Below are 15,021 nucleotides of genomic sequence, written 5' to 3' on the forward strand. Positions count from 1 at the left end.
AAATGAAAAAGAATTTTTATATAACAACACCAATTTATTATGCAAGTGGTAACTTACATATAGGCCACCTATATACCACTACATTAGCCTGAGTAATTGCTAACTATAAAAAACTTGATGGTTATAATGTTAAAATGCTAACTGGAAGTGACGAGCATGGTTTAAAAATTCAACAAAAAGCTGCAGAACAAGGGATAGATCCACAAGAGTTTGTAAATAATCTAGTTGCAAAATACCAACAAATGTGACGTGATTTTGATATCAACTATGATATCTTTTCTCGTACTAGTGCTCCAAGCCACTGTGAAAGTGTTAAAAATATCTTTTCATACTTCTTAGATAAAGGCTACATTTATCGTGGTAAATATGAAGGGCTTTATTCAGTGAGTGATGAAGAATTTTTAACTGAAACTCAAGCTATATATAAAGATGGTGCTTATTACCACCCCCAAAGTGGTCACCAATTAATTAATGTTTCAGAAGATTCTTACTTTTTTAAAATGAATCAATTTGCTCCATGATTAATTCAATACATTGATTCACATCCAGACTTTTTAGGTCCAAATAAAATTATTAATGAAATGAAAAACAATTTCTTACTCAAGGGACTAGAAGATTTATCAGTAACTAGAACCAATATTGAATGAGGAATTAAAATTAATGAAGATCCAACTCATACCTTATATGTATGATTAGATGCTTTATGTAACTATATAACTGCCCTTGGCTTTGATGTTAAAAACCCAAGCCAAAGTGCAGAATTTGAACAATATTGAAATGAATCTGAAGTTGTTCATTTAATTGGAAAAGAAATTTCTCGTTTCCATATGATTTATTGACCAATTTTCTTACAAGCTTTAAATTTAAAACAACCAAGTAAAATTCAAGCTCATGGTTGACTTGTGACACCAACTGGAAAAATGTCTAAATCAAAAAATAATGTTGTTGATCCATATGAATTACTTGCAAAATATCATCCAGAAATGATTAAATATTATTTTGCTTCAGAAATTACTCTTGGAGAAGATGGAGTTTGAGAAGAAAATCGTTTTATAGATGTAATTAATGCTGATTTAATTAATAACTATGGAAACTTAGTAGCTCGTAGTGTTAAGATGAAAGCTAATAGCTTTGAAAATCCATTACACTATCATGCTTCTAATCTTGCCATAGACCTAGCAATTGAAGAAAAAATAGCTAGTTCACTAGTTAGCTACAAAGCGCACTTTGATGCTTTAGAAGTTGATAAAGCTTTAAAGGTGGCAATTGATCTTTCAAGTGAACTAAATAAATATATTGATGAAACTAAACCTTGAACTTTAAAAGAAGATTTACCACGTTTAGAACAAATTCTTGTTAGATTGTTTAATGGTATTTATGCTGTCTCATTATATTTAGCTCCAGTATTGCCAAGAAAAACTCAAGAAGTGGCTCAAATTCTAGGAATAAATAATTTTTCATTTGATTTAGTAACAAACTGGTCTAAATTTGATAACATTAATCAAGGGAAAGAATTTATTCTTTTTTCAAGAATTAAGAAATAGTATTTATTTAAGCAATACCAAATACTATGTTTAGGAGTATTTAATATGATTTTTGCAAAAGCTACAAGATATATAATTAATCCAGAAAAAATGAAGGGATTCATTGATTATTTATATATCCTAACTAAAAAAACAAGAATGAAAGAAGAAAATCTTTCTTTTGAATATGGTTTAGAGGCTGAAGATAAAGTGCTTGTAATCGAACGTTGAAGTTCAAAGCAATCTTTTGAGGCTTTTAACCAGTTAGAAGAATTTAAAAAAGAATTTGGAACTATTAGAAAAATGTCTAAAACAGTTCAAAATATCTATGAAATAGAGCTCGCTAAATAATAAAAAGCGAGCTTTTTTATATAATCTGCAAATGTGGAACAAAATGTGGAAATAAATTTTTTCCACAGCATAAAAAAATAAATGCTCTATAATTAATTATAGAAATTGTAACTTGAGCAGCTATACATCAAATTTATATCGCTCTTACATTTCTTAAAAAATACAAAACACAAAACAAGAGCAAATATATTTATATTTGTTTATTAAGGAGTTTTAATTTATGAATTTTAAATTTAAAAATATATTACTAGGAGCTGCAGGGCTAGTTGGTGTAACAACAGTTGCTCTTTCAGCTGGATGTCATAATAATGATGATGAAGGTGACCAAAAGATAGATGCTGGTAAACTTCCTTCATACATGACTAATAAACAAGAAGGTAAAATTACTTTACTAGGTAGATCATCTACTGAATACCAACGTGCAATGAACTCAGAAGGTAACTCAGCTAAAAGACCTTCTCAACAAGGCTTCAAGCAAAACTATAAAGAACAAATCGTTATAGCTCATACATTTAGTGAAACAGGTTCTCAAGGTAAAGCTTTAGTAACGCTAGCAGAAACATATAACAAAGCTGTTACAGCTATGCAAACAGAATTGGCTGCATACAAAACACAACATGCTAAAGATGATCCTAAAGCAATTAATTTCGTTGCAAGCAATGGAATTTCAATGTATGCATTACCTGTTGCATTAAAAAACATTGGTTCAGGTTACTCAGCTGGGGCTCAAAAAGTTAATCTTGACCTTTCTTCACGTAATGCATCACAATTCTATGATTTAGTATTCAACTACGCGCCAGTTGCTTCTGCATTAGGAAACAATGGTATGTTATTAAGCTTTAACTCAAAAGATTCTGCTGCATTAAACACAGACTTAACTGACTTCTCAACACAATTCACAGTTATTAACGCTGAAACAGAATACATTGACAACATGTCATCATGAATTCTTCCAGCATTCAAGAGTACAAACGTTGTTGCTATTAATGCACCAGTTTTAAGTTACATCTACCAAACAATTTTAGCTAATGGTGGAAAAATTAAAGATGGTGACACTCAAATGCAAGCTCAAGTTGACTTATTGAAACAAAAAGGAGCTGCAGATAAAGAATCTGTTGCTGCATTATGAGGAAAACCAGTTGCAAAGATTAATGAACTTCTAGTTAAAGATGGAAAAGCATATGAATTATCATATTCAATGTGAAACAACTACAAAGAACTTATTGAATTTGCTAAATTAGCTCAAACACTATTTGAAAACACAAGTACACTTGGAGCACAATCAGACCTACACGTATTTGGAGTTGATAGTGCTACATCATTATATGAACAAGCTCTATACTCAGATCTTGGAGCTGACTCAACTAAAATGATTCAAGCTGTTGAAGAAGACCCAGGAAACCACGCAATTAAAATTAATTACGAACCACTAAAAAACCCTAACTCAGATGCTTACACAAAATCTAAGACTATTTATGATGTAATGACAGAAGCTGTTAAAAATGGTGGGGTTAAATTATTCCCTGGAGGACAATTCTCATCAGGTGATCAAACAAAACACAGATTCGCATTCTCAATCGGTTCAACAGCTGGATATTCACACAACTATATTGCTGAAGCTGAAAAGATTACAATCGACTTCCTTAACCCAACGTCAAAAAGAGTTATTAATGGACTTGGATTCGAAACTTCTAAATATGTTTCATTCTCAAATGTAGGTTCAAACAGATCAGGTGTTGTTACAATTAAAGCTGTTGCAGATGGTACAGCAACTGTTTCAACAAGTGCAGTAGATTTCAATACAATCAAACCATTATTTACATTCGGGGATAAAAACAATGGAATCTATGTGGCAGATATCACAACAGCTGTAAACAGTGAAAAACAAACATATGATTTACCACAATATGCTATTATGTTCTCTACAAAAGATGACCAAACAAAATTTGTAGAAGGAATTGCATCTAAGAAGATTGATCTAGCAAAAGCTGTAATGATTACTTTCCCAAGTTTTGAGTCAGTTTCAACAGCTAACAAAAAATTATTTACAGATGCTCTAGATAAAATGGGGGCTGTATATTCAAATACAACAACTCAAGGTTCAAAAACTAATGCATTAACAGTTGTATTCCCTAATGCTTTAGAAACAGTTGTGCCAACTGCAAAACCTGCTGATGATAAAAAACCAGCAACAAATGGTGAAAAACCAGCTGCAGTAGTTGCTACAGCTGAAACACAACCAGCTCCAGCAGCAGGAAGCAAGGACACAGCACCTAAAACTGGTGGAAAAGACAAAGCAAAAGATGGGTCAAAAGACAAAAATAAAGATAATGCATCTGCACCAAAATTATCATTCTCAAAAGCATTCTACGAATCATTAGAAGCAAATGGCTTTTCAAAGAAAACTCTTTCAAAAACAGAATTCCTTGAAAAACAAGAATTAGTTTCAATTGCTACTCCAGGTAAATGAGAAGAATCTAATGCTAAGAATGTTATCTTTGCACAAGGTCCATCTATCATTGGAATTAAATCTAACTTTAAAAACGAAATTGCTACAAAAGCATTTGTTAAATGATTAGTAACAAGTACTCAAACATATGAAGATTTAGGAATTAATTCAAAAGGTAAAGATGATAAAGGAACACCTGCAACACCAAGAGACTTCGTTCAAAGTGCTATGAGTTACATCATGCCATATAATGGATTCCAAAATGTTGAAAATCCTCAATTTATGGGAGTTGGTAATAAAAAGAACGATTACCTAGAAGTTGCATTTAACTTATTTAAAGAAGCTGCAAATAACCCTGAAAAATATGTAATTTTTGAAGAACCAGGTTCATTAATTGCTGACTCATTCAGAGCAGGAATTGAAGGGGCTTGAGATGGATTACAAAAGACAATTTCAAACAACGAAGCAGCTCAAGACTTCAACTCATTCGTTAACAAAATTACAAGCAACATTAGTGCTAACAACAAATAATTAAATTGATCTAAAAAAGAAAATATAATTTGTTAGGTGTGCCTAATGAATTATATTTTTTGCTATTAATAATTAATTTAAAACTAAAAAAAGAATAGGAGAAATATGAGAATTAAATCAAAAAAATGATTAATGATGGGTTCAATTCTTCCAATTATTGGGTTTGCAACACCATTAATAGCTGTATCATGTGACTTTACACCAGTAAAAGAAGCTTACGCAAAAAATAGCAAAATTAATTACTCAAATGACAAAGAAATTAAGACATTTAATGTTAAATTTAATTCAGATTATGCATTTAAATTTAATGTAGATACAAATGCTCAAGGAAATCTTAAAACAGCAAAAATTGTTTCTAAAAAAATACTAGTTGGATCTGAGGTTATGGAATTTGGTGATGCCTTAGAAAAGCTTTCAGCAGATATTAATCAAGCTGTTACAAACGCATTTAATATTGAATATAGACCTGTTGAAAACTCTACATATATTATGCCAAGTGCGTCACAATTCTTTAACATACCAAAACAATTCAATGTAAATGTAGAAAATGCAGATGGTGAAAAAATTGTATTAAAATATGTCTTACAATCATTTGATCAATCATTTAGTGATTGAAATACAGGTCTTAAATTAGGGGTTAAAGGTCAAAATGATCAAAAAGCTGCTTTAAATTTAACAAAAATAAAAGCAATATCAAACTTTGTCTACATGCCTTTCATTAATAAAAACACAGAAGTTGTTGAATTATCATCTTCTATTACAAAAGAAAATGAAATGACAATTAACCCAGTGCTTTCTAAATATCAAACAGCCTTTAATAAAGAAAACTTTAAAGATTCTGGAATCGATTGAAGCAAAGTTGATTCATCACTTTACTTCGATGGACAAATTGTTAACACAGCAGATGGTGATACATTTACAGTACAAGCATCAGCTGATAAAACAATTGGAAACAATGTTGGTCCTATTGAGGCTGGAAGTTCACACATCATTAGATTAGCTGGAATAGATACACCAGAAAAAGCTGTTGGGAACAAGTCAGGATCAGTGACATCTGCTCCATTTGAATATGCTTTTGCATTAATGCCTACACATTTTGCTGAAGAATTATGAAAAACATATGGAGACCATGTTCGTGTAGCCTTCATCGATGGAAAAGATACATTTGGTAGATTAACTGCTGATGTATTCTTTGGAGATAATTATCAATATTCATACAACACAGAAGTTGTTAGAGCAGGATTTACTTTACCTCTTGCAAAAGGCACAGTAACAGTTAATAACTATAATTCATTGCCTAAATCATATGAAGCATTAATTTATCCAGAAATTGCTAAAGCTATGCATGAAGCAGTGGAAGCAAAAAGAGGATTTTTCCACTATTTTGAAACTCCAACAGATGTTTCAAGATTCATTTATCTAATTAAACCAAATACTTCATATGTTCCATTTGAACAAATTTATAACAAAATTGCTCAAGAAAATAAATAGTGAAAAAATATACTAATTATGAGGCTTGAAGAAAAATTGTACTAAAATATAATAGTATTATTATATTTCTAAAACCTTAATAATTACATATATCAAATAGAAAGGAATTCAATGAAACTAATTAATAAATTAATTTCATCTGTGAATGATAAAACAATCACAGTCAATGAAGAAGATTTAAAAAGAATTAAGAATTATGTTCATGAAATTGAACAAATTGATAAAGAATCAATACCTGCTATTGAATTAAAAAATCTTAACATTGACTTTGGTGAAACATTAGCTGTAGATAATGTTAGTTTTAAGATTCCAGAAGGTAAACTAGTAACATTGCTAGGACCTTCAGGATCAGGTAAGACAACAACTCTAAATGCTATTGCTGGTTTATTAACAGTAACCTCTGGAAAAATACTTTTCAAAGGAAAAGATGTTACTGATTTTACGCCACAAAAAAGAAAAATCGGGTTCGTGTTCCAAAACTATGCACTTTACCCACACATGAGTGTTTATGCAAATATTGCCTTTCCTCTAAAAAATGATGCTGATTGACAAAGAAGATTCTACTTATCACGTGAAAAAGCACGTAACGAAAAGAGAATTGTATACCTTAAAAAATTAGGGGCAACAGCTGAAGAAATTTCTTCATTAAGAGAAGCGTTCAATAACTGAATGGTTATTTCTGAAGAAACAGATCACAAACTTGCAGAATTATATGCAAAATTAGTTGATAAATACGAAAAGGCACATACAGAATACAAAATTACATTAGTACATGAAGATTCAGAAATCTCATTACTTACTAAGAACGTAATTAAAACTAACAAAAAAATTAAAACTGACTCTAAACAAAAAATTAATGCTATTAAAGAAAAATACAATTCTGATTTAGCAAACAATTTACTTCCAGCAGAATTAGTTAAAGCCGAAATTCTACAAGACGTTGATTCAATTTACAAACGCTACCAAAAGCTAGCTACAATTGAAGAAATGCAACAAAGAGTTAATGATATTCAAGAATTTGTAAGCAAATTACTAGTTGTTGACTTCAATAACCTTGTGTTAAAAGATAGAATTGCTATTGTTAAACTTGAAGAAAAAGCTCTAAAACTTCTTACAAGATACAAATTCATAATGAAACAAGAAGAAATCTTATCTAAATATGAAGTTTTAAAGCAAGAAACAAAAGCAAACTATTTACAAGCCAAAGCTGAATTCAAAGATATTCTAAAGAATAATGAAGAATACAAGAAATTAACAGAAGATGCTAAAAGACTTCCTGTTGTTGCTCGTGTATACTTCAAACAATTATCAAATGAATTAGATAAAAAGTATGAATTAGCAAAACTTTTAAACGAATTAAAACATTCAAACAATGAATTTTTAAATGAAGAAGAAAAAGCTCAAATTAAAGAATTATCTAAAGACGATATTTCATTAAAACAAGCAATTCACAATGAAGTTATGGAAGTAGCTTCACGTGTTGAAATTGTTCACATTCTTCAAAAGAAACCAACAAGACTTTCAGGGGGACAACAACAACGTGTTTCAATCGCTCGTGCTATTGTTAAGAAACCTGAAATCTTATTAATGGACGAACCTCTTTCAAACCTTGACGCTAAATTACGTATTTCAACACGTCAATGAATTAGAGAAATCCAACAATCACTAGGAATTACAACAGTGTTTGTTACTCACGACCAAGAAGAAGCTATGTCTATTTCTGACATCGTTATCTGTATGTCAATGGCTAAAGTTCAACAAATGGGTACACCACTTGAACTATACAACAAACCTAAAAACCAATTCGTTGCTAGATTCCTTGGTATGCCTGAAATGGGATTATTCGCTTCTGAAGTTGTTAATGGAAAATTAACAATGGCAGGTGTAGAATTACCACAAATCAAATTAGTTGGAAAAGATAACATTGCTTTAAATATTGGTGTTCGTTCTGAAGACTTTATTATTAAAGAAAAAGGTGATAACTATTCATTTAAAGGTAAAGTAGTTGTTCAAGAAAACTTCGGAAAAGAAAGTAAACTAGTTGTGGATGTTGAAGGTACAGGAAGAATTAACTTCTTACTTGACAACAACTATGAATTCCACATTGGTGATGAAATCTACTTTGATGTACCATTAAACAAATTACACATTTTTGATGCATCAAGTGAAGAAAGACTTCAATATGAAGTTGTTAAATAATAAAGCCCACTCTGTATTACAAAGAAAACTTCCATTTCTTTTTAGTTGATCAGTTAAAAAACAATCAACTAAAAAATCTACTTTATCACACTCAATATTAGATGAAAGAACTCCAGTTTGAAAACCACTTTTATTACTTTTACCTGGTTTGATTCTTTTACTAATGTTTACAATCACACCTATGTTCTTAAACTTAATTAGTTCATTCCAAGATAAGCAAAATAACCCTACTTTTGGAAACTATGTTAAAGTTTTTTCTGACCCACGTTTTGCAGTTGGGGTTAGAAACTCATTCATTTATGGTATGTTTGTTCTACCATTTGTAATGATTATTTCTTTAGTAATCTCTTCTGTTATAGCTAAGCTATACAGAAAATTTGCTAAGGGATTTTGACAAACAGTATTCTTTATGCCTTATGTAACTAATGGTGTTGCTGTCTCACTTGCATTTATCCAACTATTTGGTACATATGGATTATTAAACAAAATTTTAGGAACAAATGTTGCTTGATTAGAAACACAAGACCAATATACATTCAATGCTTTAATAGCAATGATTGTTAATGGTATTTGAAATGGTCTAGCATTCAATATTTTAATCTTCACAACAGCTATGCTAGGTGTTGATAAAAACCTATATCGTTCAGCTTCAATTGATGGTACAAATGGATTTAAACAATTCTTTACAATTACACTTCCATCAATTAAAAGTACAATTAACTTCCTAATTACATTAGGAATTATCGGAGGACTAAAAGTATTCCCACTTGCATTATTCGAAAATAAACCAGTTAATGCCTTTAACGCAGGGGGTGGATCACTTATGCTTTATGTTTACTTGCAAACACAAACAGGTGATTTCCAATTAGCTGGGGCTGCATCTATTTCACTTTTCATCATTGGAGTTACATTCTCATCAATGGTTAGAGGTGGATTCTTCATGGTGCAAACATCATTAAATAACTTAGGAGAAAGAAATGTTTGAGTTAAAGTTAAAGCTACGCAAGCACTTAATGCAAAAAAAGCTTCGTAAGAATCAGGAAAGAGTATCATCTCAAGTAACTGAAAAAAGCGTTGCTAAAGTTGTTACAACAACATCTCTTAAATTATTACTTTTAGTCTTATTTGGAATAGTAGTTCTATTCCCATTCTTCTACATGATTTCTATTTCATTCATGAATGATACTGAAGCTGGTTCATTAAAGAATGAATTTAGATTATTACCATCATTTTCTCAAGGGCTAACATACTACAGCAATACTGGGCTGCAATTAGCACCTTGAAGTGACGTGGTAGCTAATACATATAGCAGAGCTATGTCTTCAGGTTACTGAAGCGCTATGCTTTTAACATTCTTAAACGTATTAGTGTCAGTTACTCTTAAAGTATTTATTACTTTCTTAATGGGATACGCATTCTCATTACGTAACTGAAGAGGTAAAGGTGTGGTTTGATTCTTAGCCTTAGCCTTACTTGTTCTTCCTGAAGTAGCCTTATTATCTGGACAATATTTAGTTGTTTTAAAAACTGATATGGCTGTTAAATACTTTGGATTCCTATTTGCAGTTGCATTACCATTCACAGCAAGTATTTTCAATACTGTTATGTATAAAAATGCATTCGAAGCAATTCCTGGAAGAATTAAAGAAGTATCACTTGTTGATGGAGCCGGAGGAATTAAATACTTATTCAAAGTTGCTTTCCCAATGGTTATTCCTACAACATTAACAATTGTTATTCTTACAGCTCTAGCTTCATGAAACTCATACTTATGACCATCAATTGTTTCAACTATTTCATCTGCTAAACTTGATGTTGTTTCAGTATGACTATTCAAAGCTGGAATTAACCCTGATGACCCTGAATCTGGTGCAAACGTAATGCAAAACGTTAAGCTTGCAGCCAGCTTAATGGTTATCTTACCTATGTTTATTGTTTACTTAATCTTTAGAAAGAGAATCATGGCTGCTATTAGTAGACAAGGTTCAACAATCAAGGGATAATTATGAAAAACTACAAAAGAAAAGTTATTACATGAACTGTTATTGCAGTATTGTCATTAATTGCTATTATTGCCTTATCAGTCTTAATTTCACAAATTCAACCAATTTTAGATTTAGGTCAAAGAGTTATCTTGGATAATCAAATTATTGATTCATATCAATACATTAAAGCATATTCAATAGGAGGATTAGCATTTGCTTGTTTATTATTTGTCATGGGTTCAGTTATTGCGTACTCAGGAATTAAATCATTAAACTACGTGCAAATGTTTTACTAATATGAAAATTAAATTTAAAAAATTACCATTAATTTTAGGTACAGTTACAGCAGCTGGTTTAATACCTTTTAGTGCTGTATCATGTATGTATGATGATAATCCAACTATTATATACTCTAAGAAATTTATTAGCGATAATGGATTCAGTGTTAAAAAACACATTGCTTCAGCTGAAAAACCTAATTTAGTTGAATTTGAAAATAATTTATTTAATGGTAGATTATTAACTTATACATTTGTAAACTTTAAAATTAATCCACAATCAATAGTAGAAGTAAACAATGACAGATATAAGGTAACAATTAAAGATGTCTTCACAGTAAACTATAAAACAAATGAAATTACTGCAGATCCAAAGAAAATTGAAAAAATTCCTGGTGTAGATAATCAAAAGAAAATTGAACAAGAAATCATTCAACTTAATGAACAACTTAAGCAATATATAGCCAGTGCGAAAGACGTAACATTCTATCCTAATATTCCATCTGAATACAGAACACTTAAAGGTTTAATTGAAGCTGCCGAAATGCCAAGAGATGTATTTAACTCAATTAAGTTTCTTGAATATGACGATGATGGAAAAGTTGTTATTGATAAAGACACTAAAAAACCACGTGAAGACTCAGATGCTAAGAAGGTTGTAGCTAAATTAGTTATAGCACTTAAAGGGTTAAGAGAATATACATATCTTGACCAAGAACAATTCTCAAAACAAATTGTAACTGAAGCAGATGCAAAAGCTGTAGTTGACAATTTCTTAAAAGACACACCATTTTATGCTACATATTTAAATAGTTTAAATAACCCTGAAACAGCAATTTTCAAATGAGATCAAGCAAACATGAAGGGAACATTTAACTTCCAAAAGGTAGTTAAATACTATAACTCAATTCCTGCAGCTGATTTTCAAAAATTCCAACTCAAATTCTTCAATTCTTTAGAAAATCTTAAATTTAAAGAAGTGAATAAAAATCCTATTCAATATTTCAAAGATATTTATGGGATTATGAAAACAGCATTTATTAACTATGCTGTTAAATTAGATGCAAAAGAAAGCAATGGTATTTCATTAGGATTTGCGCCGGAATATTTAATTTATGGTGTAAACGTTGATACTGGTCAATCATCATTAAAATACACTGTCTTTAATCCTGTACTTAATGATGATCGTGAAGCTATTGCTACAAAAACTCATTTAACTCAAGAACAACAAGCAAGTTTCTTATCAGATCCTTATCTATACTTCTGAACACACGCTACTCAGTTATACTTATACAGTATGAATAGCATTGAAATCGAAATTTTCGGTCTTCAAGAACAAATTAATGAAATTAAAGCTGGAAAAGCATCTGGAGATATAGCTTCATTAGAAGAACAATTAGCAACTCAAAGAGAAATGCTTGCTCCTTATAAACCACTTCTTGAAGAAATTGAAAAAGGTTCACAAAAAGCTGTTGAATTAATAGCTCAAATTAAAGAAAATGAAGGTGAAGCTGGAAAAGAAACTGAAGTAGCTAAATTAAAAGAAGAATTAAACCAACAATTAGTTGCAATTAAAGGAAATTCTGACATTAAGCAAGGAACAATTACTGGTGGGTTGTTAGACAATGAACTTATTAAAGACGATATTTTAAGAGTATTTAAAATATTAAATGGTGAAGTTTCTCATTCAGTTACAACAATTTCATCACTTGCTGCATTATATTCTGAAACATTATTTGGAAATGGTTTATACAACATCCAATTAGTTAAAGGAAGCACAAAGGCAATTAATACCAAAATTGCTGAATTACAACCACAAGTTGATGCTTTAAATGCAAAAATTAAAGCTGAAACTGATGGAACAAAGAAAGCAGAATTAGAAAAACAATTAAGCTCATTACAAGCTCAATTACAACCATATGCTGATTTCGCAAAATCATTCTACTGAATCGAATTTAAAGATGCAGAAGGTAAGAAATATTTCTTTGATGTATATAAAAACTATTTATCATATCAACCTAATTTAGAAGCAAACTTCCTTCCCGAATACACAAACGATCTTGCTCAATACAATATCGACAATGCATTTAGTCAAACATTACCAGAAGGATATGTAATTGACTCAGCATATAATACAGTTTCATATTTTGGAACTCCTGCAACAAATAACTAGGAATAATTAAAGCACACTCTAATCATATGAGTGTGTTTTTAATATAAAAAATCACACCTCAGTGTGACTATCCAGCATATGGAGCAAACAGAATTAGTGAAATAATAATGTTTACTACAATAATAATAAAGAGTGAAACTTTCTTTTTGGCCATAATATATGATCCTAGAATCCCTAATGGAACATATATCTTAAGTAAAATGTTTTTATAACCAGTAAAGTAGTTATTTTCACTTATTCCTGCATATCCTTTAGTTGATGAATTAAAGTAGTATTCAGGTACTAAAATAGAAATTAGAAGTGAAAGAGCCAGTGAAATCATAATTCCGGCTACAATAGGCTTCATAACAATAAGCATATTTGCTACAAAGCTATTGGTTTTAAATTTCTTAACATACTTCATGGTTATAACCATAACTGCAATGGCAGGAAGGCAAAAGACTAAATAAGTAGCAAACATAGCTAAATATCCTCATCAAGCACCATTAGCAACGACATAACCAGTAAAGAAAGCAAACTTAGTTGAAACAACCCCAGGAGTAGTATTAGCTACTGTAAAAATATTATTAATAGCAGCTTCATCTAATTTATCAACTCCAAAAGTTGAATGCATCAAGTTTCATAATCATTGGAAAATAGGCATAAAGACTTGCCCGCCACCAAATACAGAAAGTGATATAAAGACAATTAAAGGAATGCAAACTAAAAATCCAATGATTGGCATTATTTATCCTCCTTACTTTGAACATCTTGACATTGCATATTGTTTTCGAGATCAGCTTCCTCTAATTCTTCTTTAGAGATCTCACAAATTTTATTTTGTTCAAGTGCTTGTTGTTTAGGCGAACTTAATTGTCTTTTCTTTCTAGTTGCTAAATATCAAATACTATAAATACCAATTACCACTACAATGGCAACTACTGGTAAATTATATGGTGCAGGTATAAATAATGAATATCCTGCTGAGAAAAGAAAAATAATTATTCATAAAGGAGTAGCCATAGTTTTATGCGCTTGTTTAGCATATCTAATTCCAAAATTGATTAGAAATGCAATAATAGCTACTAATACTCCAACTGAAACTATTTTTAAATAATTTGCTGGTAAATACTTAGTTAGCACTACTAAGAAGACAAAAGCTAAAAGTACATGCGGTAAGATAGCAACTAAAGTTAAAATAGTTCCTTTAACCTTACCAAGTAAGGTGATTGCGATATAAGATAAGGTTTGAATTACAGAAGCACCAGGTAACATATTGGTAACTATAACAATATCATCAAATTCTTCTTCTGTCAGTCATTTCTTCTTTCCAACTGCTTCCCGTTGAATAACAGGCATAAGGGCATTTCCACCACCAAAACCAATGATAGTGACCTTGAGGATGAAAAGAAAGACTTCTCAAAAGCTAGCTTTGCTAGCAACTTTTGTTTTAGCTGTTTTCATAATATCCTTTCTATTGTATTCTACCATGTGATAAGCAATCTGGGTTTTCTTTTTGTAGTTATTAGCAAGTTATAAAGGAAAAATTTTAGTTTTTCTAACAGATAAAATTAACTTTTTTGCTTCAAGAAATTAAAATAAGCTTATTAAAGCAATTATGCAAAGTTCCTTTATTCCTATGAGATACAGCTAAAAGTCAAAATATGGAAAAAATGTGGAACAAATATTTTTTTCCATGGTTTGGGCTAGATGTGTGTTATAATAAACCCATGAAAAAAGAAAGAAACGTGATTACAACTAATATTATTATCACCTTCATCCGTCGTCACTGACATATTATGATGAATGTGTTTTAGTTGTATCTGTTTTTGGCTCATATAAATAACAGATTCAACCTAGAAATCTGTTATTGCTAAAGATAAACTATAGAGGAGCTTTTAGTAAAAGTAAATATTTTAGCAGGCATGCGATGATAAATATTGAAAGGATATAAAAGCCGAAGCATTGATGGTGGCAACCTAGATGCTGGTAGAAAAGCATAAAAGATTTCTACTCTTTGTTTAAGAACATTGGTGCTATAGATTTACAAATTCCAGGGATA

The 15,021-nt window shown here is 30.6% G+C and carries 11 protein-coding genes and 1 riboswitch; of the genes, 9 read left to right on the top strand and 2 right to left on the bottom strand.

The window, feature by feature from the left end:
* Positions 1-2 precede the first annotated feature (2 nt).
* The 9 genes from metG to ACNQ2T_RS00785 all read left to right on the top strand — a co-directional run bounded on the left by metG (position 3) and on the right by ACNQ2T_RS00785 (position 12,980).
* Positions 3-1,544 carry a methionine--tRNA ligase gene (gene metG, locus ACNQ2T_RS00745; protein ID WP_418035739.1) on the top strand — a complete coding sequence of 514 codons (1,542 nt, stop codon included), beginning with the start codon at positions 3-5 and terminating at the stop codon, positions 1,542-1,544.
* 45 nt (positions 1,545-1,589) lie between these two features.
* Positions 1,590-1,874: an antibiotic biosynthesis monooxygenase family protein gene (locus tag ACNQ2T_RS00750; protein ID WP_418018318.1), complete on the top strand. Its 285-nt coding sequence runs from the start codon at positions 1,590-1,592 to the stop codon at positions 1,872-1,874.
* A gap of 220 nt (positions 1,875-2,094) precedes the next feature.
* Complete coding sequence (locus ACNQ2T_RS00755) at positions 2,095-4,854, top strand: P68 family surface lipoprotein (protein WP_418035740.1); 2,760 nt, start codon at positions 2,095-2,097, stop codon at positions 4,852-4,854.
* Positions 4,855-4,959: 105 nt separating this feature from the next.
* On the top strand, positions 4,960-6,345 hold the full coding sequence (locus tag ACNQ2T_RS00760) for a thermonuclease family protein (RefSeq protein ID WP_418019720.1): 1,386 nt from the start codon (positions 4,960-4,962) through the stop codon (positions 6,343-6,345).
* A 111-nt stretch (positions 6,346-6,456) separates the two neighbouring features.
* Positions 6,457-8,544: an ATP-binding cassette domain-containing protein gene (locus ACNQ2T_RS00765; protein WP_418019721.1), complete on the top strand. Its 2,088-nt coding sequence runs from the start codon at positions 6,457-6,459 to the stop codon at positions 8,542-8,544.
* Positions 8,528-9,577 carry a carbohydrate ABC transporter permease gene (locus ACNQ2T_RS00770; protein WP_418019722.1) on the top strand — a complete coding sequence of 350 codons (1,050 nt, stop codon included), beginning with the start codon at positions 8,528-8,530 and terminating at the stop codon, positions 9,575-9,577. The genes ACNQ2T_RS00765 and ACNQ2T_RS00770 overlap by 17 nt, the downstream gene beginning before the upstream one ends.
* Positions 9,522-10,547 carry a carbohydrate ABC transporter permease gene (locus ACNQ2T_RS00775; protein ID WP_418019723.1) on the top strand — a complete coding sequence of 342 codons (1,026 nt, stop codon included), beginning with the start codon at positions 9,522-9,524 and terminating at the stop codon, positions 10,545-10,547. The genes ACNQ2T_RS00770 and ACNQ2T_RS00775 overlap by 56 nt, the downstream gene beginning before the upstream one ends.
* 2 nt (positions 10,548-10,549) lie before the next feature.
* Positions 10,550-10,825 (top strand): hypothetical protein, encoded by a 276-nt coding sequence (locus tag ACNQ2T_RS00780; RefSeq protein WP_418019724.1) that lies wholly within the window; start codon positions 10,550-10,552, stop codon positions 10,823-10,825.
* Between the two features lies 1 nt (position 10,826).
* On the top strand, positions 10,827-12,980 hold the full coding sequence (locus ACNQ2T_RS00785) for a coiled-coil domain-containing protein (RefSeq protein ID WP_418035741.1): 2,154 nt from the start codon (positions 10,827-10,829) through the stop codon (positions 12,978-12,980).
* A gap of 67 nt (positions 12,981-13,047) precedes the next feature.
* Here the strand turns inward: ACNQ2T_RS00785 and ACNQ2T_RS00790 are convergent, their stop codons facing one another.
* Complete coding sequence (locus ACNQ2T_RS00790) at positions 13,048-13,704, bottom strand: chromate transporter (protein WP_418006247.1); 657 nt, start codon at positions 13,702-13,704, stop codon at positions 13,048-13,050.
* Entirely contained in the window at positions 13,704-14,423 is a 720-nt protein-coding gene (locus tag ACNQ2T_RS00795; protein ID WP_418035742.1) for a chromate transporter, read from the bottom strand. Before ACNQ2T_RS00795 ends, ACNQ2T_RS00790 begins: the two co-directional genes overlap by 1 nt.
* 415 nt (positions 14,424-14,838) lie before the next feature.
* A riboswitch (Lysine riboswitch) is annotated at positions 14,839-15,006 on the top strand.
* The last annotated feature ends 15 nt before the right edge of the window (positions 15,007-15,021 follow it).

Source organism: Mycoplasma haliaeeti (assembly GCF_048284645.1).
Taxonomy (GTDB): domain Bacteria; phylum Bacillota_I; class Bacilli_A; order Mycoplasmatales; family Metamycoplasmataceae; genus Mycoplasmopsis.